The sequence below is a fragment of the Streptomyces atriruber genome (genome assembly GCF_001418325.1).
In the GTDB taxonomy this organism is placed as follows: Bacteria; Actinomycetota; Actinomycetes; order Streptomycetales; family Streptomycetaceae; genus Streptomyces; species Streptomyces atriruber.
Map to the genome: position 1 here is coordinate 1 of NZ_LIPN01000182.1, position 20628 is coordinate 20628.

Genomic DNA, 20628 nt, shown 5'->3' on the forward strand with positions numbered 1-20628 from the left:
CCTCGGCCGCGGACACGGTGAAGCCGTACCGCTCGGAGGGCGGCAGGTCGGTGAGGGGGTCGCCGACGGGGTGGACGTCCCGGATCGCGCCGCAGCCCGAGCACACCAGGTGCTGGTGGGGGCGGTGGGCGTTGGGGTCGTAGCGCTTGGCGCGGCCGTCGGTGGCGACCTCGATCACCTCACCGAGCAGGACGAGCTCGCCGAGGGTGTTGTAGACGGTGGCGCGGGAGATCTCCGGCAGGCGGAGAGCGGCCTGGGCGAGGACCTCGTCGGCGGTCAGGTGGACGTGTTCACCGGCGAGCACCTCGGCGACCACGCGGCGCTGGGCGGTCATCCGCCAGCCGCGTCCGCGGAGCCGTTGCAGCAGGTCACTCATGACCACCAACCCTCACTGTGCATAGGCCTTGCGAATGAATGTGCGTGCGCCTGTCTGTCGTATTGACTTGGATTTCGTCCATCGTAGGATCGGATCTGGCTGACAGCCAAGGGACAGGGCAACGGCACGGAACGACACATGGCTTCACCGGATCGCCTTCCGACCCGCGCGTGCACCTGCTCCATCACCCTCAGCTCTTGAGCACCGCGATCCGCCCTCTCCGGAAGGATTCCCATGACTGAGAACCACGATGCAATCGTCACCGACCCCAAGCCGGAGGAGACGGGCGGCTGCCCGGTCGCGCACCGCGCGCCGCACCCGACCCAGGGCGGTGGAAACCGGCAGTGGTGGCCGGAGCGTCTCAACCTGAAGATCCTGGCCAAGAACCCCGCCGTGGCCAACCCGCTGGGCGAGGAGTTCGACTACGCCGCGGCGTTCAAGACCCTCGACCTCCCCGCCGTGAAGCGGGACATCGCCGAGGTGCTCACGACCTCCCAGGACTGGTGGCCCGCCGACTTCGGCAACTATGGCCCCTTCATGATCCGCATGGCGTGGCACAGCGCCGGCACCTACCGGATCAGCGACGGCCGCGGCGGCGCCGGCGCCGGCCAGCAGCGCTTCGCGCCGCTGAACAGCTGGCCGGACAACGCCAGCCTCGACAAGGCCCGCCGTCTGCTGTGGCCGGTCAAGAAGAAGTACGGCCAGGCGCTCTCGTGGGCCGACCTGCTCATCCTCACCGGCAACGTCGCCCTGGAGTCGATGGGCTTCAAGACCTTCGGCTTCGGCGGCGGGCGCGCCGACGTGTGGGAGCCCGACGAGGACGTCTACTGGGGTCCCGAGACCGACTGGCTCGGCGACGAGCGCTACACCGGCGACCGTGAGCTGGAGAACCCGCTCGGCGCGGTCCAGATGGGCCTCATCTACGTCAACCCGGAGGGCCCGAACGGCACTCCGGACCCGATCGCCGCGGCCCGCGACATCCGTGAGACGTTCCGCCGGATGGCGATGAACGACGAGGAGACGGTCGCCCTCATCGCGGGCGGTCACACCTTCGGCAAGACCCACGGCGCCGGTCCGGCCGACGCGGTCGGCGACGACCCCGAGGCCGCCCCGATGGAGCAGATGGGCCTGGGCTGGCGGAGCACGCACGGTACCGGCGTCGGCGCCGACGCGATCACCAGTGGCCTCGAGGGCATCTGGACCGACACGCCCACGACGTGGGACAACAGCTTCTTCGAGATCCTCTTCGGATACGAGTGGGAGCTCTTCAAGAGCCCCGCGGGCGCGCACCAGTGGCGGCCGAAGGACGGCGCGGGCGCGGGCACCGTCCCCGACGCCTTCGACGCCTCCAAGACCCATGCCCCGACGATGCTGACGACCGACCTGTCGCTCCGCCTCGACCCGGTCTACGAGCAGATCTCGCGGCGCTTCAAGGACGACCCCGACGCGTTCGCGGACGCCTTCGCGCGTGCCTGGTTCAAGCTGACCCACCGCGACATGGGCCCGAAGGTGCGCTACCTCGGCCCGGAGGTCCCCAGCGAGACGCTGGTGTGGCAGGACCCGCTGCCCGAGGTGTCGTACGAGAGCATCGACGCCGGGGACGTCACCGCCCTCAAGGCGCAGATCCTCGCCTCGGACCTGTCGGTGTCCCAGCTCGTGTCCACCGCGTGGGCGGCGGCCTCGTCGTTCCGTGGCAGCGACAAGCGCGGCGGCGCCAACGGCGCGCGGATCCGTCTGGAGCCGCAGCGCGGCTGGGAGGTCAACAACCCGGACGAGCTGGCGACGGTCCTGAGTGCCCTGGAGGGCATCCAGGAGTCCTTCAACTCGTCCCGCACGGACGGCAAGCAGGTCTCGCTGGCCGACCTGATCGTGCTCGCGGGCAGCGCGGCCGTCGAGCAGGCCGCCAAGGACGCGGGCTTCGACGTCGAGGTGGCCTTCACGCCGGGCCGCGTCGACGCGTCGCAGGAACAGACCGACGTCGAGTCGTTCGCCGAGATCGAGCCGTCCGCCGACGGGTTCCGCAACTACGTGGGCAAGGGCAACCGTCTGCCCGCCGAGTACCTGCTGCTCGACAAGGCGAACCTGCTCACCCTCAGCGCGCCGGAGCTGACGGTCCTTGTCGGCGGTCTGCGCGTCCTCGGCGCGAACCACCAGGGCTCCAAGCACGGCGTCCTCACCACGAGCCCCGGGACCCTGACCAACGACTTCTTCGTCAACCTGCTCGACCTGGACACGGAGTGGAAGTCGACGTCCGAGGCCCAGGACACGTTCGAGGGCCGCGACGCCTCCGGCGCGGTCAAGTGGACCGGGACCCGGGCCGACCTGGTCTTCGGCTCCAACTCCGAGCTGCGCGCACTCGCCGAGGTCTACGCGAGCGACGACGCGAAGAAGAAGTTCGTGCAGGACTTCGTCGCGGCGTGGGTCAAGGTCATGAACCTCGACCGGTTCGACGTCGCGTGACGCTGACCGGCTGACCGGCTGACCGGCTGATCGGCGCTTTCAGGATGGGTCGACCTGGACGCGCCGGTCAGCCGATAGCGGGGCGTCGGCCCCACGCGGAGACCATCGGTGATGTGGCGAGGTCGAGGCGGCCCGACGTGACGTTCGCGAGATGCCGGTCGATCTCCTCGTCGGTGGCGAGTCCCGCCGAGACGAGCTGTTCGCGGACGTGCCGTACCGTCGCCGCCTCCAGGACGTCGCAGGCCGGGGACGTGATCGGGAAGTAGGCGTCGGCGGTGACGTCGGTCAGGCCCGACTCCCGCAGCAACCGGGGGAGTTTGCGGCCGTAGGACAGGTCGGCGCCACGGGCCGCGAGCAGGGAACGGAACCCGGTGCGCAGCCTGTTGGCCAACGCCTGCTCCGGCCCGTACTCGTCCAGGCAGATCAGTGGCTGCGACGCCGGATCGGCGTCCTCGAGGAGCAGCCAGCCGCCCGGCCGCAGCGCGGAGACCATCGCGCTCAGGGCCCGCTCCCGGTCGGCCACGTGCACCAGCACCAGCCGGGCGTGCACGAAGTCGAGGCCGGTCGCCGGCGGGGCGTCCCGGCCCACGTCGTGGCGGAGCACCTCGACGGCCCCGCCCGTCGCCCGAGAGGCCCAGGAGGTGTCGATGTCGGTCGCCAGCACCCGGCCGGCCGGCCCGACCCGGTCGGCCAGCCACGTCACGACCGACGGGCCACCCGCTCCGACCTCCCAGCACTGCCACCCCGAAGCGATCCCCAGGGTCTCGGCGTGCCGGAAGGTCACGGGGTCGAAGAGCTCGCTCAGTGCGTCGAAACGGATGCCCGCCTCGGACCGTGCGTTGTCGAGGAGGTAGTCGTTCTCGCGTGTCATAAGAGGATTGTCGGGGGGAGTGTCGCCGTCGGCCGTCGATATTCGGTGCCGTGTCGGGCGGCTGACGTGCAGACTCGTGGCATGGCGGACATGTGGGCGTTCCGGGACGCGGTGAGCGGTTGGGCGGCGGGTGGTCCCGGCGGACCGGCGAGTGACCTGGCCGTGCGCCTGGGGCTGCGGACGGCGGTGCTCCTGGAGGGGCCGAGCGACCTCGCGGCGGTCGAGGCACTGGCCGCGCGGCGCGGCCGGGACCTGGCCGCCGAGGGGGTGTGCGTCGTACCGATGGGCGGGGCGATGAGCGTCGGGCGGTACGCCGGTCTCCTCGGACCAACCGGTCTCGGTCTGCGCCTGACGGGCTTGTGCGACGTGGGCGAGCAGCGCTTCTACGATCGCGGGCTCGAGAGGGCCGGGGCGTCGCGGCAGGACATCTACGTCTGTGCGGCGGACCTGGAGGACGAGCTCATCCGGGCGCTGGGTACGGCGAGGGTCGAGGAGATCATCGGGGAGGAGGGCGATCTGCGCGCCTGGCAGACGCTGCAGCGCCAGCCCGCCCACCAGGGCAGGCCGCGGCATCAGCAGTTGCGGCGCTTCCTCGGCACCAAGAAGGGACGCAAGATCCGTTACGGTCACTTGCTGACGGCGGCGCTCGCTCCCGGCGAGGTGCCGGCTCCGCTGGACGGGCTGTTCGCGAGCGTGTGAGCGGGGCGGCGTCGGGCGAGGTGACGACGCAGGCCCAGGTGCACGTACGGGCCCCCGGGGCACGTCCCGGAACCCCTGCGGCGTAGGGTAGGACTCATAAGGCTGCCTTATGGGGTCATAAATATGACCCGCCTACTTGGTTAGGCTTGCCTTAGTTTAGGCTTCCCCTTGAGTCACTCCATCACCGCTCGAAGGGAACCTCAACATGCCTCGCCCTCTGCGGGTAGCCATTGTCGGAGCCGGCCCCGCCGGGATCTATGCCGCCGACGCGCTGCTCAAATCCGCAGTGGCGGTCGAGCCGGGTGTGTCGATCGACCTCTTCGAGCGGATGCCCGCGCCGTTCGGTCTGATCCGCTACGGCGTCGCCCCCGACCACCCCCGGATCAAGGGCATCATCACGGCCCTGCACCAGGTGCTCGACAAGCCCCAGATCCGCCTCTTCGGCAACGTCGACTACCCGCGCGACATCAGCCTGGACGACCTGCGCAGCTTCTACGACGGGGTGATCTTCTCCACGGGTGCCACCGCGGACCGCGCCCTCGACATACCGGGCATCGACCTCGACGGCTCGTACGGCGCCGCGGACTTCGTGTCCTGGTACGACGGGCACCCCGACGTGCCGCGCACCTGGCCGCTGGAGGCGGAGAAGGTCGCCGTCCTCGGCGTCGGCAACGTGGCGCTCGACGTGGCACGCATCCTCGCCAAGACCGCCGACGAGCTGCTGCCCACCGAGATCCCGGCCAACGTCCACGACGGGCTCAAGGCCAACAAGGCGCTGGAGGTCCACGTCTTCGGCCGCCGCGGCCCCGCGCAGGCGAAGTTCAGCCCGATGGAGCTGCGCGAGCTGGACCACTCGCCCAACATCGAGGTCATCGTCGACCCCGAGGACATCGACTACGACGACGGCTCGATCGCGACCCGGCGCGGCAACAAGCAGGCCGACATGGTCGCCAAGACCCTGGAGAACTGGGCCATCCGCGACATCGGCGACCGCCCGCACAAGCTGTTCCTGCACTTCTTCGAGTCGCCCTCCGAGATCCTCGGCGAGGACGGCAAGGTCGTCGGCCTGCGCACCGAGCGCACCGCGCTCGACGGCACCGGCAACGTCAAGGGCACCGGAGAGTTCAAGGACTGGGACCTCGGGGCGGTCTACCGCGCCGTCGGCTACCTCTCCGACGAACTCCCCAAGCTGCCCTGGGACGTCACGTCCGGCACGGTTCCGGACGAGGCGGGCCGCGTGATCGAGGAGTCCGGCGAGCACCTCCAGTCGACGTACGTCACCGGCTGGATCCGGCGTGGCCCCGTGGGCCTCATCGGCCACACCAAGGGCGACGCCAACGAGACCGTCGCCAGCCTCCTCGACGACCGCGAGAACGGCCGACTGCACACCCCCGCCTCGCCCGAGCCGGAGGCCGTGGACGCCTTCCTCGGTGAGCGCAACGTCCGCTTCACCACGTGGGACGGCTGGTACCGCCTCGACGCCGCGGAGAAGTCGCTCGGCGAGCCGCAGGGCCGTGAGCGCGTGAAGATCGTCGAGCGCGAGGACATGCTCAAGGCGAGCGGCGCGTAACGCTCCGAGCCGTCGGGCCGTCGGCCGAGGTGCCCGAGGGTGCCGAGGCCGGCGGCCCGGCGGCTGTCGTGCCGTGCCGCCGGGCTGGCCTGATTAGCCGTGTACGCAGGCGGGTCGGGGTCGCGCCCACGTACCATGACCAGTCGATCGGTGAGCCGGACCGGAGCGCTGTGCGCCGGGCCGGATGGGGAGATCGGGGAGCGGGGGCGGTACGGGGCAGGACCCATGGAGCTGGGCGTGAACGGCGTGCAGGGCGTGAACGGCGCGGACGGTGTGTACGGAACGGACGGCGCGTACGGCGCTCACCCGGACATGCGCTACCGCTTGCTGGGACCGGTCGAAGCCTGGCGCGCGGGCCGTCGGCTCACCCTCGGTGGCCCCAAGCCCCGTGCGCTGCTCGCGGCGCTGCTCCTGGAGCCCGGGCGCGTGGTCTCCGCCGAGGCACTCATCGACGTGATCTGGGGCGACAACCCGCCGGACACCGCGAGATCCCTGATCCAGTCCTACGTCTCCGCGCTGCGCCGAGCCCTGTCCGCCGACGTCATCGAGACACAACCGCCCGGCTATCTGATCCACGCGGACGCCGAGGTCGTCGACCGCGCGGCGTTCGAACGGCTGACGGCCCGGGGGCGGCGGGCGGCCGCCGCGGGCGACCACGCCGTGGCGGCCCGGCTGCTCAGCGAGGCCCTCGCGCTGTGGCGCGGCCCCGCGCTCGGCGGGATCGGCGAGACGCTGCGCGCCATGGCCGACCACCTGGAGGAGGCCCGGCAGGCCGCCCTGGAGGAACGGATCGGCGCCGAACTCGCCCAGGCGGGCCGCGAGACGGAGCTGGTCGGAGAGCTCACCGCACTGGTCGTCACGCACCCCACCCGCGAGCGGCTGCGGGCCCAACTCATGCTCGCTCTCTACCGGCTGGGCCGACAGGCCGACGCCCTCGCGGTGTACACGGACGGGCGCGACGTACTCGCGGAGGAGCTGGGCATCGACCCGGGGCCGGGGCTCAGGTCGATGCACGAGGCCATCCTTCGGGCGGACGCCTCCCTGCTGCCCGGCCCGGGGGAGGGGGCGCCTACCCGTGACACCCCTTACACCCGTGACACCCGGGACACGGAAGGGCCCGCCACGGACACGGAAGCGCCCAACACCGTCTCCACCAGCGCCGAGAGCCCCACCGGCAGCGTGCCCGGCGCCGAGCCTCCGCCTCCCGCACCCGCCCTCCTGCCGCCCGCCATCGGGGACTTCACCGGACGCGAGGCGCAGCTCGGCGAGGTGCAGGCCGCGCTGACAGGCCCCGGACCGCGCCAGGCCGTGCCCGTCGTCGTCATCTCCGGGCCCGGCGGCATCGGCAAGTCCGTCCTCGGCGTCACCGCCGCCCATCGGATCGCCGACGCGTACCCCGACGGACAGCTCTACGCCGAACTGCGGGGCGCCACCGACCCCGTGGCCCCCTGCGAGGTGCTCGGCCGACTGCTGCGCGCCCTGGGCGCAGACCCTCCGGAGGGGGACGCCGAACGACGCGACCTCTTCCGCAGCCTCGTCGCGGGGCGCCGCATCCTGCTCGTCCTCGACGACGCGGGCAGCGAGTCCCAGGTGCGACCCTTACTCCCGGGGAGCGCCACCTGCGGGGTGCTGATCACCGCCCGCGCCCGCCTCGGCGCGCTGCCCTGCACCCACCGCACCGACCTGGACGTCCTGGACTCGGCGCCCGGCACCGACCTGCTCGCCAGGGTCGCGGGCGAACAGCGCGTGCGCGACGATCCGGAGGCCGCCCGCCGCATCGTGGACCTGTGCGGCGGGCTCCCGCTGGCCCTGCGCATCGCGGGCGCCCGCCTCGCCACCCGCAGCCACTGGTCGGCGCGGACGCTCGCCGACCGGCTCGCCGACGAACACCACCGCCTGGACGAACTCGCCGTCGGCGACCTGGAGGTCAGGGCGGGCCTCGGCCTGAGCTACCGCGCCCTGGACACCGCCTCCCGGACCGCCCTGCGCCGCCTCGGCCTGCTCGCCGCGCCCGACGTCGCGTCCTGGGTGGTCGCCGCACTGCTCGACGTGCCGGAGGCCGAAGCGGACCGCGTCGTGGAGCAGCTCATCGATGCCCAGCTCCTGCACTGCACCCTGGTGGACCGCGCCGGGCAGCCCCGCTACCGGCCGCACGACCTCGTGCGTGTGTACGCCGCCGAACGCGCCGAGGCCGAGGACACCCCCGCCGAACGTTCCGCCGCCGTCGGCCGGGCCCTCGGCGCCGGACTCTGGCTCACCGGACGCGTCGCCTCGGCCACGCCGTCCGGCGCCGTCGAACTGCACCGCGGCTTCCTGGACTCTGGCCCGGTCGGCGCGGCGGCCGGGGCCCAGGGCCACCACGTGCGGCCCGTCGGCCCCGCGGCCACCAGGCGGGCGCTCGCCGACCCGGCCGCCTGGTTCGAGGCCGAGGCCGACGCGTTCGCCGCCGCCGTCGAACGGGCCGCGGCCTTCGACCTGCACACCCTGGCCTGCGAGGCCGCGGCCGCCCTGTGCTCGTCCGCGTACGCCGTCGGCAACCGCTTCGAGGCCTGGTGGCGCAGCCACGACGCGGCACTGGCCGCCGCCCGGCGCGCCGAGGACCGCTCCGGCGAGGCCCTGCTGCTCATCGGCCTCGGCCAACTCCGCTACGAACAGGACCGGTTCACCGAGTCGCAGGACTACTTCCGGCAGGCGTCCGGGATCTGCGCCGACCTCGGGGACGCGCGCGGCCGGGCCGCCGCCCTCGCCGGACTCGGGAGCGCCCTGCGCGAAGCGGGGCGCCTGCGGGCCGCGCTCGGCGTGCTGGCCCGGGCCGTCGAAGGCTTCCGTGAGCTCCAGGACGACCCGGGCCTCGGCCTCTCCTGCCGCTTCGCGGGAACCGTCCACCTCGAACTCGGCGAGGACGAGGCGGCGTTCACGCTCCTCGACGAGTCCCTGCGCGCGTACCGCAGGCTCGGCAGCCGACGGGGCGAGGCGCTCACGCTGCGCTCGCTGAGTCTCGTGCACCGCGCGCTCGGCGCGTACGCCGAAGCCGAGCGGCTCGCCGACCGGGCGGTGACGCTCCTCACCGGGATCGGGGACTCGCTGATGGCGGCCTACGCGGTGCAGGCGCGCGCCAAGTGCCGCATGAGGCTGGGGAATGCCGCCGCGGCCGCCGTCGAGCTGCGCGGCGTCCTGGACACCTGCCGGGCACACCGCGACCGCTTCGGGGAGGCACTCGCCCTGCGCACGCTCGGCGAGTGCGAGCTCGTCGACGGCCGCATCGCCGCAGCCGAGCGACGGCTCACCCGGGCGGTCGCCCTCTGGGAGGTCCTGGACCTGCCGCTGGCCCGGGCCCGCACTCTGCGCGATCTCGCCGCGGCCCGGGAGGCCGCGGGCGAGCGGGCGGCCGCGGTCGCGCTGCGTGCCGAGGCGCGGGACGTCTTCACGGCGTACGAGGCACGCGAGCGACACGAGCCGGGCCCGTGAGCGGTCAGACACATGAACCGGCGGGCCTTTGAAATGAGCACTCCCACAGTGCACTTGGCGCGGATTTGCAGAGAACTTGCAGCGCACGGCGTCAGGCTCTACGTGTCGGCGGCGCACTGAGGCCGACAGCAACGGGGGAGCCAACGGGGGATACGGGGGAGCATCGGGGGAAAGGCCGCTGTTGCGCGCACGGCTCATACGACCGGGTCAGTCTCGGCCGCATGGGCCGTGCGGCGCGTGGAGCCGCTGCAGTATCGGGGGACTCCGGGGACGGGCCGCGGCCCGCCCCCGGGGCTGTGCCCCTCGCCGCGAAGACCGACGTCACCATGGGGGGCCGAGCATGTCGCCGATCATCCTCATGAACGATCCCGGAGTCGTCGGCATCCCCGTCCGTGACTGCGGCGAAGCCCTCGTCGACCTTCGCCACCTGCCCTTCGTGGACGTCGACGACCGCCTCGCCGACCCGGAGGGTGCGTACGCCCAGCTGCGCGAGGGCGTCGCCTGGCGGCTCGCCCGCGCCGCCCGGCTGCTCCCCGAAGGGCTGCGCCTGCTGATCACCGAGGGGTACCGGCCGTTCGACCTGCAGGCCAAGTACTTCGAGGAGCGCCGCTCCCCGGCGCCGCCCGAGGCCGCCCCGCACGTCGCGGGTGCGGCCGTCGACATCACCCTGTGCACCACCGACGGCGCCGAACTCGACCTGGGCACACCGGTGCACGCCGACCCCGCGGAGAGCGACGGCGCCTGCCGCACCGACGCCGACGGCCTCTCCGCCACGGCCCGCCGCAACCGCCGCACCCTCACCGCGGCCCTGGCCACCGCGGGCCTGGTGAACTACCCCGGGCAGTGGTGGCACTGGTCCTACGGCGACCGCTACTGGGCCTTCGTGACCGGCGCTCCGCATGCCCATTACGGAGCGATGGCCTGACGCGTCAGGCGGAGCCCAGCGGCACGTCGAGGCGGGCGCGGAGGTGGCTGAACGCGGCGATGGAGTGCGGGCCGTGGTAGCTGCCGAGGCCGCTCTCGCCGACACCGCCGAACGGCAGGTCGGACACGCGCAGATGCGCCATCGGCAGTCCGAAGCCGAGCCCGCCGGACGAGGTCTCGGCGGCGAGGCGACGCCGAGTCGTCTCGTTCTCCGTGAAGCCGTACAGGGCCAGCGGCTTGTCGCGGTCGTTGATGAAGGTGATGGCCTCGTCCAGGCCCCCGACCTCGACGATGGGCAGGACCGGGCCGAAGATCTCCTCGCCCATGACGGGGTCGTCCGCGGTCACCCCGGTCAGGACGGTCGGCGCGATGTACACGTCGTCCCGGTCGGTCTGCCCGCCGAACGCCGTCGTGCCGGAACCGAGCAGGGCGCTCACGCGGTCGAAGTGCCGCTGGTTCACCATCCGGCCGTACGCCGGAGAGGACTGCGGATCGGCGCCGAAGAGCCGCTCCACGGCCTCCGCGAGCGCGACTTCGAGGGCGCGGGCGGTGGCCGGGTCGGTCAGGACGTAGTCCGGCGCCACGCAGGTCTGCCCGGCGTTGCGGAACTTGGCATCGGCGAGACGGGCGGCGACGGTCGCCACGTCCGCGTCCCGGTCGACGAACACCGGCGACTTGCCGCCCAGTTCGAGGGTGACGGGGGTGAGGTGCTCGGCGGCGGCACGCATCACGATGCGGCCGACCGTGCCGTTGCCGGTGTAGAAGATGTGGTCGAAGCGCTGGGCTAGCAGCGCCGTGGTCTCGGGAACGCCGCCCTCGACGACGGCGACCGCCTCCGGATCCAGATACTCCGGTACGAGGCGCGCCATCAGCTCCGAGGTGGCCGGGGCCAGTTCGCTCGGCTTGAGGATCACCGTGTTGCCGGCGGCGAGCGCTCCCGCGACCGGTACGAGGGACAGCTGGACCGGGTAGTTCCAGGGGGCGATGACTAGCACGGTGCCCAGCGGCTCGTACTGCGTACCGGCCGTGGATCCCTCGGGCAGCCCGGCGAGGGAGGACCGGTCCAGTTCCTGCGGTGCCAGCCACTGGGTGAGGTGCGCCAGCGTGTGGTCGATCTCGTGCACGGGCAGGTCGATCTCGGCGCCGTACGCCTCGGGGCGCGGCTTGTGCAGATCGCTGTGCAGCGCGTCCGCGATGGCCTCGCGGTTCTCGGTGAACAGTGCGCGCAGCCGGGTCAGCTGCTCCCGGCGCCAGGCGAGGGGCCGGGTGCGGCCGGTGGCGAAGGTCGCGCGCAGCCGGGCGACCAGGGCAGCGGTCCGGTCGGTGGGGGTGACGTCGGTGGTCATGGGGGGTCCTCAGGGGGGTGCTGTGTGCTGTGCTGATCAGTGCTGGGTGGTGCCGCGGTCGGCCGTGGCGGGGGTGCCGAGCAGACCTGCGGCGAGGACGTCGGTGGCGGTGGCCAGGAGGCTTCGGGGGGCGGCCGCCCGTTCCAGGCCGACGACCAGTGCGACGCAGATGTCGGCGGCCCGGGCGGGCTCGACACCCGCGACCGTGCCCGCCTCGGTGAACAGGGCGGTGAGCAGGTCGCGCAGCTCCGCCGTGAACGATGTGCAGATGTCGCCGAACAGGCGGGCCTTCTCGTCGAGCAGCTCCGCGGCGTGCGGGGAGTCCCCGGCCAGCTGGAGCACGAGGTCGAGCTTGGCGGCCAGGACGCCGTGGAGCCTCTCCGTGTACGGGGCGTCGGTGGTGACCGCCTCCCGGGCCCGCCGGAGCGCCTGCTCGTGGAGGCGTCCGGCGAGCCTGCGGAAGGCGTCGTCCTTGCTGCGTACGTACTGGTAGACGGCGGACCGGGACACGCCCATGGCGGAGGCGATGTCGTCCATCGTGGTGCGTCGCACGCCGTACCGCGTCAGGCAGTCGTAGGCGGCGTCGAGGACCTCGTCGAGCCGGTCGGTGCCCATGGGTCAGGCCAGCTTCCCGAGCAGCTCCACGGCGAGCGGGGCGGCGGAGGCGGGGTTCTGGCCGGTGACCAGGTTGCGGTCGACGACCACGTGCGGGGCCCAGGGCTCGCCCTCCTGGAAGTCGGCACCGCCCTGCACCAGGCGGTCCTGGAGCAGCCACTTCGCCCGGTCGGCGAATCCGGCCTGGGCCTCCTCGACGTTGCTGAATCCGGTGAGGCGGTAGCCCGCGAAGGCAGGCGTGCCGTCGGCGGAGACGGCGGCGAGGAGCGCGGCCGGGGCGTGGCAGACGATCCCGAGCGGCTTGTCCGTCGCCAGGGCGCGGGTGAGCAGCCTGCCGGAATCGGCGTCGAGGGCGAGGTCCTCCATGGGGCCGTGGCCGCCGGGGTAGAAGACGGCGGCGTAGTCGTCGAGGTCCACCTCCGCCAGCTTGACCGGGTGCTGGAGCGCGGTGAACGCGGCGAGCGCGGCGGCGACCCTGACGGCGCCCTCCTGCCCGCCGTTGAACTCGGGGGCGAGCGAGCCGCCGTCGACGGTCGGGACGACGCCGCCGGGGGTGGCGACGACGATCTCGTGACCGGCGGCCTTGAACGCCTCGTACGGCGCGACGGCCTCCTCGGCCCAGAAGCCGGTCGGATGCGGGGTTCCGTCGGCCAGGGTCCAGTGGTCGACGCCGGTGACTACGAACAGGATCTTCGACATGCGGGGGCCTCCGATGGGCGGACGGTCTGACGTTCCGGTCACTCTGACGTTCTGGAGTCAGAACGTCAGTGCGCGATGTCCCCAAACGTAAATCCATCGGGCATAGGTATCCAATGAGGAAACCGATGGGAGGTATCGGAAAACCGATGGCGCGCCTCGGGACGGTCCCGCCCGCTCCTGGAGACGTGCTGTATCAGCCGTGCTTCGGGTGCCCGGGAGCGCCGACCCGCAGTCCGTCCATGACGAGGTCCATCAGCCGGCCGGCCCGGGACTCCCAGTCGTCGTGCGGGTCGATGTGCCAGAGGCCGGCGATGGCGAGCAGGAAGTCGTCGGGGGTCACCCCGGGCCGGATGGTCCCGGCCTCCTCGTTCGCCCGCAGCAGGTGGCCGACCGCCTCGGTCAGCGGGCCGGGTCCGACCCCGGCCAGGCTGCCGAGCGTGCTCGTCGCCTTGCGGATCGCCTCGGCGAGACCCGCCTTGGCCATCGCGTACCGGACGAGGCGGTCCATCCACTCCCGCAGGGCCCGGTCCGGTGCCCGGCTCGCCAGCAACTGGCAGGCGGCGTCGGAGACCTGCTGGACCTCGTATCGGTACACCTCGAGGACGAGCGACTCGCGGTTCGGGAAGTTGCGGTAGAACGTGCCCTGCCCGACGCCGGCCTTCTTCGCGATCAGGCTGAGCGGGGCGTCGCTGGCCAGTGTCAGCTCCGCCAGGGCGACTTCGAGGATCCGCTCGCGATTGCGCTGCGCGTCCGAGCGCAGGGGCGGGGTCTTGTGCTGACCCATTCGCTCTCCTTCGGCGCGTCATGGCCGATTCCACGCGTCACGGCCTGGTTGTGCCTTGCTGAGCGGACAACTGTCCGCTAAGTTCGACGGTTAACGGACAGCTGTCCACTTAGGCTCACCATACCGCAGACATGCCCGCTGGGGACCCCTGCTGCCCAAGCGGCGGCCACCTCCTCATCCTGTACAGCGCCATCACTTCCCGAACCTCCCGCCGGGAACGCCTCGATCTACGCGATTCGCGAAAGAAGGCTGCTCATGGCTCCATCGACGTCCAGTGCCGTCACCCTGAACATCAACGGTGAGAAGCACACACTGTCCGTCGACCACCGCACCACCCTGCTCGACGCACTGCGTGAGCGGCTCGATCTGACCGGCACCAAGAAGGGGTGCGACCAAGGCCAGTGCGGGGCCTGCACGGTGCTCGTCGACGGCCGCCGGGCCGTCTCCTGTCTGACCCTCGCGGTCGCCTCCGAGGGCCGCGAGATCACCACCATCGAGGGCGTCGCGGACGGCGACCGGCTGCACCCCGTCCAGCAGGCCTTCCTCGACCGCGACGGCTTCCAGTGCGGCTACTGCACACCGGGACAGATCTGTTCCGCCCTCGGCGCGCTGGAGGAGCACGCCGCGGGCTGGCCGAGCGCCGCCACCGCCGATGTGCGGCCCGAGGCGGGCGTGCCCGAGCTCACCGCCGAGGAGATCCGCGAGCGGATGAGCGGCAACCTGTGCCGCTGTGGTGCGTACGTGTCGATCGTGCAGGCCGTGGCGGAGGCCGCCCGCGCAGAAGAGGGAGCAGCATGAGGGACTTCGGCTACCAGCGGGCCCACGACGTGTCCGGGGCGGTCGCCGTGCTCGGCGCCGACCCCGACGCCCGCTACCTGGGCGGCGGCACCAACCTCGTCGACCTGATGAAGAGCGGCGTGGAGCGGCCAGGGCTCCTCGTCGACGTACGCGAACTGCCCCTGGACACCATCGAGACCACCGAGGACGGCGGACTGCGCATCGGCGCGACCGTCACCAACAGCGACCTCGCCGCCCACCCCGACGTGCGCCGCCGCTACCCGGCGCTAACGCAGGCGGTCCTCGCCGGCGCATCGGGCCAGCTGCGCAACATGGCGACCGTCGGCGGGAACCTCCTCCAGCGCACCCGCTGCGGCTACTTCACCGACCTCACCAAGCCCTGCAACAAGCGCGAGCCCGGCAGCGGCTGCCCCGCCGTCGAGGGCGAGCACCACAACCACGCGATCCTCGGCGCCACGGAGCACTGCGTGGCCGTCCACCCCTCCGACATGGGCGTGGCCCTCACGGCCCTCGACGCGGTCGTCCACTACGAAACGGCCGACGGCCCGGGCGAGTTGCCGATCGACCAGTTCTACCTCCCCGTGGGAGATACCCCCCACCTGGAGACCGCGCTGCCGTCCGGCGCCCTGATCACCCACGTCAGCCTGGCGCCCGCCCCGGTCGCCGCGGTCTCCCGCTACCGCAAGGTGCGCGAGCGCGCCTCGTACGCGTTCGCCATCGGCTCGATCGCCGCAGCCCTCGACGTACGGGACGGCGTCGTCCGAGACGTGCGCATCGGCATCGGCGCGGTCGCGTCCCGCCCGTGGCGGGCCCGGGCTGCCGAGCGGGCGCTGACCGGGGGCCCGGCGACCGCCGAGGCCTTCGCCGCCGCGGCCGACGCCGAACTGGCGGCCGCCCGCACGCTGCCCGACAACGGCTACAAGGTGACGCTGACGCGCAACCTCGTCGTGGCCGTGCTGTCCGAACTCACCGAGGAGGCCGCCCGATGACCACGACCACCGCAACCACCGCGGTGACGGGCGCCGTCGGCACCCCGCACACCCGCATCGAGGGCCGCGACAAGGTCACCGGAGCGGCCCGCTACGCCGGCGAGATCCCCTTCACGAACCTCGCCCACGGCTGGCTGGTGCTGTCCACCATCGCCCGCGGCCGGGTCCGTTCGGTCGACACCGAGCCCGTCCTCGCGATGCCCGGCGTCGTGTCCGTGCTGCACCACGGGAACGCGCCGCGCGTCGACGGGGACTACGTGGGAATGCTCGGACGGCCCGACCCGGTCCTCGAGGTCTTCCAGCACGACCGGGTGCCCTACGTGGGCTGGCCGGTGGCGCTCGTCGTGGCCGAGACGTCCGAACAGGCCAGGGAGGCCGCGGAGGCGCTCGTGGTCCACTACGACCAGGAGCAGCACGACGTCGCCTTCTCCGCGGGACGACCGGGCACGTACACGCCGGAGACCGACGGCATGCGCGTGGCGAAGGGCGACCTGGAGGCGCAGCTCGACGCCTCCGCCCACGTCGTGGACGCCGAGTACACGACGCCCGAGGAGCATCACACCTCGATGGAGCCGCACGTCGCGACGGCGCGCTGGGACGGCGGCCGCCTGGAGGTCGTCGACTCCAACCAGGGCAGCAGCTGGGTCGCGAGCGAACTGGCGCAGCTCTTCTCCCTCGACCCGGCCTCGGTGCGGGTGCAGTCGGAGCACGTCGGCGGCGCCTTCGGGTCCAAGGGACCGCGGGCCCACCAGGTGCTCGCCGTGATGGCGGCGACCGCCCTCGACCGTCCTGTGCGCGTCGTCCTGACCCGCCCTCAGGTCTTCTCGCTCATCGGCTACCGCAGCCCCACCACGCAACGTGTCCGGCTCGGCGCCGACCCGGACGGGCGGCTGCGTGCCTTCGACCACCAGGCGCAGAGCCTGTCGTCGACGGTCCATGAGTTCGTCGAGGAGAGCGCCGGATTCGGGCGTGCCATGTACGCGGCCGACGCGCACCACACCGTCAACCGTGTCGTCCGCCTCGACCTGCCGACACCGACCTGGGTACGGGCCCCGGGCGAGGCGCCCGGCTCCTTCGCGGTGGAGTCCGCGCTCGACGAACTCGCGGAGCGGTGCGGCATCGACCCGATCGCGCTGCGGGTCCGCAACGAACCGGACGTGGGCCCCGTCTCCGGTCTGCCCTTCAGCAGCCGCAACCTGCTCGCGTGCTTCGAAGAGGGCGCCCGCCGGTTCGGCTGGGCGGACCGCGACCCGCGCCCCGGCCTGCGCCGCGAAGGCCGCTGGCTGCTGGGCACCGGCACCGCATCGGCCACCTTCCCGGTGCTCGTCGCCCCGAGCACGGCCGCGGTGACGGCGGAGGCCGACGGGACCTTCACCGTGCGCATCACCGCGGCGGACGTCGGCACCGGCGCACGCACCGCGCTCACCCTGATCGCGGCGGACGCCCTCGAAGTGCCGACGGACCGCGTCCGGGTCCGCATCGCCGACAGCGACTTCGGTCACGCGATGCTCGCGGGCGGCTCCATGGGCACCCGCTCCTGGGGCTGGGCCGTCATGCTCGCGGCGCGCGAACTGCGCGAGAAGCTGCTCCTCGGCGGTGACATTCCGTCGGAGGGCCTCACGGCGCGGTCGGACACCAGCGACGTCATCGGAGCGCTCTCGCAGAAGGAACGGCACGCTTTCGGCGCGCAGTTCGCCGAGGTCGCCGTGGACGTCACCACCGGCGAGGTGCGCGTACGGCGCATGCTCGGCATCTTCGCGGCCGGCCGGATCGTCAACCCGCTGACCGCGCGCAGCCAGCTGGTCGGCGGCATGACCTGGGGCCTGTCCATGGCGCTGCACGAGGAAGCCGTCAGGGACCCGGCGACGGGCAGCCTCGTGGGGCCCGACCTCGCGGGGTACCACATCGCCTCGCACGCCGACGTGCCGCACATCGAGGCGGACTGGGTCGACGACCCCGACGCGGAGGACCCCGTGGGCATCAAGGGCGTCGGGGAGATCGGCATCGTGGGCGCCGCGGCGGCCATCGCCAACGCGGTCCGGCACGCGACCGGCGTCCGCCACCGGTCCCTCCCCATCCGCCCCGACCGCATCCTCGCGGCGGGGACCGTAACCGGGGAAGAACACCGTGCTTGACATCGCCGCCGACCTGAACCGCTGGGTCGAGGAGGGCCGGGACTTCGCGGTCGCCACCGTCGTGTCCGTCGGCGGCAGCGCACCGCGCGGTCCCGGCGCCGCGCTGGCCGTCGACGGCGAGGGAACGGTCATCGGCTCGGTCTCCGGCGGCTGTGTGGAGGGGGCGGTCTACGACCTGTGCGTCCAAGCCCTGGAGCAGGGCGAAGCCGTCGTCGAGCGGTTCGGTTACAGCGACGACGACGCCTTCGCGGTCGGGCTCACCTGCGGCGGGGTCATCGAGGTCCTGGTCGCCCCGGTGGCCGCGGACGCACCCGACAGGGCGGTGTTCGCCGCCGCCCTGTCGGCCGCGGCCCGCGGTGGGGCCGCGGCCCTGGCCCGGGTGTTCAGGGGCCCTGCGGAACTGCTGGGCCGACCGTTCCTGGTGGCCCCCGCAGGGCCCGACGGGGATGGCCGGCACGGCTCGTACGAAGGAACGCTGGGCGGGCACCCGGACCTGGACCGCACCGCCGTGGGGGAGAGCCGCGCCCTCCTCGCGGCGGGGCGCACCGGCGAGTTCGTGGTCTCCGAGAGCGGAGCGCACTGCGGCAGCGCGGTGACGGTCCTCGTGGAGTCGAGCCAGCCGCCGCCCCGCATGATCGTCTTCGGTGCCGTCGACTTCGCTGCGGCCCTCGTCCGCGCGGGCAAGTTCCTCGGCTACCGCGTGACGGTCTGCGACGCACGGCCCGTCTTCGCCACCCGGGCCCGCTTCCCGGAGGCCGACGACATCGTGATCGAGTGGCCGCACCGCTACCTCCGAAGTACCGAGACGGACCCCCGCACCGTCCTGTGCGTACTCACCCACGACGCCAAGTTCGACGTGCCGCTGCTCGCGGCCGCCCTGCGGCTGCCCGTCGCGTTCGTCGGCGCGATGGGCTCGCGCCGCACCCACGAGGACCGCAACCGCAGGCTGCGCGAGGTGGGCGTCACCGAGACCGAACTGGCCAGGCTCCGCTCGCCGATCGGCCTCGACCTCGGCGCCCGCACGCCCGAGGAGACCGCCGTGTCCATCGCGGCGGAGATCGTCGCGGCACGCCAGGGCGGCACGGGCCGCCCGCTGACCGGTGCGCGGACACCGATCCACCACGACGTGCCCGGCGGCCCGTCGCGGGCGGGCGCGATGGTCTGACCTGAAAGGATCAGCCATGCAGATCAACGCCCTCATCATCGACGCCACCGACCCCGAGAGGCTCGCCGCGTTCTGGTCCGAGCTGCTCGGCAGACCCGTGGTGGGCCGTACGGGCCCCTACGTATGGCTGCGCCGGGAGAACGGCCTGGGGCTGGGAATCCAGCGGAACGACGGGCTCAAGCCGGAGAAGAACCGTCTGCACCTCGACATCGCCGCGTCCGTTCCCGCCGCCGAACAGCGGCGGGTCGAGGCGCTCGGCGGGCGCAGGCTGCAGGGATACGACGACGGCGGGTTCCTGGTGATGGCCGACCCCGAGGGGAACGAGTTCTGCGTCATCCCCGACGGCCCCTTCGAGCTCGACGACGAAGGACGCACGGACTACCTCGGCTGACGGCCGGGCCAACCGGTGGCGCCGTACCGCTCGTTGACGGAAACTGCCCAGGGTTGAACCGTCAACATTTGAGAGGTGTGGAGCATGACCGACACGATGACGGCCCGTACGGAAGTGATCCGTACGGGACCGATCCGCTATGCCACCGCCGACCGCTTCGCGCGGCCCCGGCCTTTAACGGACCAGGACCTTAGCCCCACCGACGGCGAGACGAGCCCGCAGCCGCCCTCCAGGCTCGACTTCGTCATGGGCCCGCCCTTGGACAGCCACCCCCAGGGCGAGGACTGCCTCAACCTGTCGATCACCACTCCGGCCCGGGACGCGGGTGCCAGGCCGGTGCTCGTATGGCTGCACGGCGGCGGCTTCAGCAGCGGCGCGGGCCTCATGGACTGGTATGACGGAGGGGTTCTGGCCGCCGAGGGCGACGTGGTGGTGGTCAGCGTGAACTACCGCCTGGGGGCGCTGGGTTACCTCTGTCTCGACGGGGTGAGCGAGGGCAACCTCGGTCTGTACGACCAGGTGGAGGCGTTGCGCTGGGTCCACACGCACATCGCCGCTTACGGCGGCGACCCGGCGAACGTCACGGTCCTCGGACAGTCCGCCGGCGGCATCTCCGCCCGTCTCCTGATGGAACTGCCCGAGGCCCGCGGCCTGTTCCGCAGGGCCGTCCTCCAGAGCGCCCCACTGGAGATCACCGCCCGGCCCCACGAGGAGTCGCTCGCGCTTGGCCAGTACTTCGCCGACGCGCTCGGCGCCGACCCGCGCGCGGCCGACATCCCCGCGATCCTCGCGGCGCAGGGCGAGACGGCACGGTTCCACCTGCGCACCGCGGGTCGGCGGATGGAGCCCGCCTTCGTCCCGGTGGAGGGCCTCGACCCGCTTCCGGCTCCAGGCGCCCCGTTGGGCGAGAGCGTGCGCGGCCTGGACGTCCTCTACGGCTGGAACGCCGACGACATGGCCGCCTTCCAGGGCGAGGACGAGGACACGGCCGTGCGCACCCGCGAGGTGTACGAGGAGCCGCTCACCCGGTACGGCGAGCGCCTGGCCGCGGCCGGTGCCCGGGTCCACGCCTACCGCATCGACTGGCGCCCCGCCGGATCCCCGCTCGGCGCCACCCACTGCCTCGAACTCCCCCTGCTCTTCGGCACCTACGACGCCTGGCGGTCGGCGCCGATGCTGGGCACCACGCCGCGTGCGGAGCTCGAAGAGCTCGGCAGGGCCCTGCGCTCCGCGTGGCTCGCCTTCGTCCGAACGGGTACGCCCGGCGCACTGCCCGCACCCCTGACGGACGGACCGGTGCCCCAGCCCGCGTGAGCGGGGCGCGGTGGCCATCGGGGC

17 protein-coding genes are annotated in these 20628 nt (G+C 72.7%); 11 read left to right on the forward strand and 6 right to left on the reverse strand.

Features of this window, described 5'->3' with window-relative positions; all coding sequences use genetic code 11:
* A partial coding sequence (locus AOK03_RS20145; protein WP_055566737.1) for a Fur family transcriptional regulator occupies positions 1–376 on the reverse strand: 376 nt, incomplete at its 3' end.
* Positions 377–610: 234 nt separating this feature from the next.
* Between AOK03_RS20145 and katG the strand changes: the two genes are divergently transcribed.
* Complete coding sequence (katG, locus tag AOK03_RS20150; RefSeq protein ID WP_055566703.1) at positions 611–2836, forward strand: catalase/peroxidase HPI; 2226 nt, start codon at positions 611–613, stop codon at positions 2834–2836.
* 67 nt (positions 2837–2903) lie between these two features.
* On the opposite strand, the gene AOK03_RS20155 is transcribed toward katG, so the two are convergent.
* Entirely contained in the window at positions 2904–3707 is an 804-nt protein-coding gene (locus AOK03_RS20155) for a methyltransferase domain-containing protein (RefSeq protein WP_055566704.1), read from the reverse strand.
* Between the two features lie 81 nt (positions 3708–3788).
* Here AOK03_RS20155 and AOK03_RS20160 point away from each other — a divergent pair, with 81 nt between their 5' ends.
* From AOK03_RS20160 to AOK03_RS20175, 4 genes are all read left to right on the forward strand, one after another.
* Positions 3789–4406: a TOPRIM nucleotidyl transferase/hydrolase domain-containing protein gene (locus AOK03_RS20160; protein WP_055566705.1), complete on the forward strand. Its 618-nt coding sequence runs from the start codon at positions 3789–3791 to the stop codon at positions 4404–4406.
* A gap of 205 nt (positions 4407–4611) precedes the next feature.
* Entirely contained in the window at positions 4612–5976 is a 1365-nt protein-coding gene (locus tag AOK03_RS20165) for an FAD-dependent oxidoreductase (RefSeq protein ID WP_055566706.1), read from the forward strand.
* Between the two features lie 150 nt (positions 5977–6126).
* Positions 6127–9444: an AfsR/SARP family transcriptional regulator gene (locus AOK03_RS20170; RefSeq protein ID WP_244177673.1), complete on the forward strand. Its 3318-nt coding sequence runs from the start codon at positions 6127–6129 to the stop codon at positions 9442–9444.
* A gap of 340 nt (positions 9445–9784) precedes the next feature.
* Positions 9785–10369 (forward strand): M15 family metallopeptidase, encoded by a 585-nt coding sequence (locus tag AOK03_RS20175; protein WP_055566707.1) that lies wholly within the window; start codon positions 9785–9787, stop codon positions 10367–10369.
* Positions 10370–10373: 4 nt separating this feature from the next.
* On the opposite strand, the gene AOK03_RS20180 is transcribed toward AOK03_RS20175, so the two are convergent.
* The 4 genes from AOK03_RS20180 to AOK03_RS20195 form a co-directional block, all read right to left on the reverse strand.
* Positions 10374–11714: an aldehyde dehydrogenase family protein gene (locus AOK03_RS20180; RefSeq protein ID WP_055566708.1), complete on the reverse strand. Its 1341-nt coding sequence runs from the start codon at positions 11712–11714 to the stop codon at positions 10374–10376.
* Between the two features lie 36 nt (positions 11715–11750).
* The gene (locus AOK03_RS20185) at positions 11751–12329 is read right to left on the reverse strand and encodes a TetR/AcrR family transcriptional regulator (RefSeq protein WP_055566709.1); all 579 of its coding nucleotides are present in this window, start codon (positions 12327–12329) and stop codon (positions 11751–11753) included.
* A 3-nt stretch (positions 12330–12332) separates the two neighbouring features.
* Positions 12333–13028 carry a type 1 glutamine amidotransferase domain-containing protein gene (locus AOK03_RS20190; RefSeq protein ID WP_055566710.1) on the reverse strand — a complete coding sequence of 232 codons (696 nt, stop codon included), beginning with the start codon at positions 13026–13028 and terminating at the stop codon, positions 12333–12335.
* A 193-nt stretch (positions 13029–13221) separates the two neighbouring features.
* Positions 13222–13812, reverse strand: coding sequence for a TetR/AcrR family transcriptional regulator (locus AOK03_RS20195; RefSeq protein ID WP_055566711.1), 591 nt, complete (start codon positions 13810–13812; stop codon positions 13222–13224).
* Positions 13813–14067: 255 nt separating this feature from the next.
* Here AOK03_RS20195 and AOK03_RS20200 point away from each other — a divergent pair, with 255 nt between their 5' ends.
* The 6 genes from AOK03_RS20200 to AOK03_RS20225 all read left to right on the forward strand — a co-directional run bounded on the left by AOK03_RS20200 (position 14068) and on the right by AOK03_RS20225 (position 20604).
* Positions 14068–14610, forward strand: a complete 543-nt coding sequence (locus AOK03_RS20200; RefSeq protein ID WP_055566712.1) for a 2Fe-2S iron-sulfur cluster-binding protein — start codon at positions 14068–14070, stop codon at positions 14608–14610.
* A complete protein-coding gene (locus tag AOK03_RS20205) occupies positions 14607–15599 on the forward strand; it encodes an FAD binding domain-containing protein (protein WP_055566713.1) in 993 nt (330 codons plus the stop codon). Before AOK03_RS20200 ends, AOK03_RS20205 begins: the two co-directional genes overlap by 4 nt.
* Positions 15596–17734 (forward strand): xanthine dehydrogenase family protein molybdopterin-binding subunit, encoded by a 2139-nt coding sequence (locus tag AOK03_RS20210; protein WP_055566714.1) that lies wholly within the window; start codon positions 15596–15598, stop codon positions 17732–17734. Before AOK03_RS20205 ends, AOK03_RS20210 begins: the two co-directional genes overlap by 4 nt.
* Complete coding sequence (locus AOK03_RS20215; protein WP_055566715.1) at positions 17727–18899, forward strand: XdhC family protein; 1173 nt, start codon at positions 17727–17729, stop codon at positions 18897–18899. Before AOK03_RS20210 ends, AOK03_RS20215 begins: the two co-directional genes overlap by 8 nt.
* Before the next feature lie 16 nt (positions 18900–18915).
* Positions 18916–19290: a VOC family protein gene (locus tag AOK03_RS20220; RefSeq protein WP_055566716.1), complete on the forward strand. Its 375-nt coding sequence runs from the start codon at positions 18916–18918 to the stop codon at positions 19288–19290.
* 84 nt (positions 19291–19374) lie between these two features.
* On the forward strand, positions 19375–20604 hold the full coding sequence (locus tag AOK03_RS20225; protein ID WP_244177674.1) for a carboxylesterase family protein: 1230 nt from the start codon (positions 19375–19377) through the stop codon (positions 20602–20604).
* Positions 20605–20628 lie beyond the last annotated feature (24 nt).

What these genes read in the sequence shown, in the direction of transcription:
- katG (WP_055566703.1), top strand. Translation starts at nt 611, where the DNA reads ATGACTGAGAACCACGATGCAATCGTCACCGACCCCAAGCCGGAGGAG.
- AOK03_RS20155 (WP_055566704.1), bottom strand. Translation starts at nt 3,707, where the DNA reads ATGACACGCGAGAACGACTACCTCCTCGACAACGCACGGTCCGAGGCG.
- AOK03_RS20160 (WP_055566705.1), top strand. Translation starts at nt 3,789, where the DNA reads ATGGCGGACATGTGGGCGTTCCGGGACGCGGTGAGCGGTTGGGCGGCG.
- AOK03_RS20165 (WP_055566706.1), top strand. Translation starts at nt 4,612, where the DNA reads ATGCCTCGCCCTCTGCGGGTAGCCATTGTCGGAGCCGGCCCCGCCGGG.
- AOK03_RS20175 (WP_055566707.1), top strand. Translation starts at nt 9,785, where the DNA reads ATGTCGCCGATCATCCTCATGAACGATCCCGGAGTCGTCGGCATCCCC.
- AOK03_RS20180 (WP_055566708.1), bottom strand. Translation starts at nt 11,714, where the DNA reads ATGACCACCGACGTCACCCCCACCGACCGGACCGCTGCCCTGGTCGCC.
- AOK03_RS20185 (WP_055566709.1), bottom strand. Translation starts at nt 12,329, where the DNA reads ATGGGCACCGACCGGCTCGACGAGGTCCTCGACGCCGCCTACGACTGC.
- AOK03_RS20190 (WP_055566710.1), bottom strand. Translation starts at nt 13,028, where the DNA reads ATGTCGAAGATCCTGTTCGTAGTCACCGGCGTCGACCACTGGACCCTG.
- AOK03_RS20195 (WP_055566711.1), bottom strand. Translation starts at nt 13,812, where the DNA reads ATGGGTCAGCACAAGACCCCGCCCCTGCGCTCGGACGCGCAGCGCAAT.
- AOK03_RS20200 (WP_055566712.1), top strand. Translation starts at nt 14,068, where the DNA reads ATGGCTCCATCGACGTCCAGTGCCGTCACCCTGAACATCAACGGTGAG.
- AOK03_RS20205 (WP_055566713.1), top strand. Translation starts at nt 14,607, where the DNA reads ATGAGGGACTTCGGCTACCAGCGGGCCCACGACGTGTCCGGGGCGGTC.
- AOK03_RS20210 (WP_055566714.1), top strand. Translation starts at nt 15,596, where the DNA reads ATGACCACGACCACCGCAACCACCGCGGTGACGGGCGCCGTCGGCACC.
- AOK03_RS20220 (WP_055566716.1), top strand. Translation starts at nt 18,916, where the DNA reads ATGCAGATCAACGCCCTCATCATCGACGCCACCGACCCCGAGAGGCTC.
- AOK03_RS20225 (WP_244177674.1), top strand. Translation starts at nt 19,375, where the DNA reads ATGACCGACACGATGACGGCCCGTACGGAAGTGATCCGTACGGGACCG.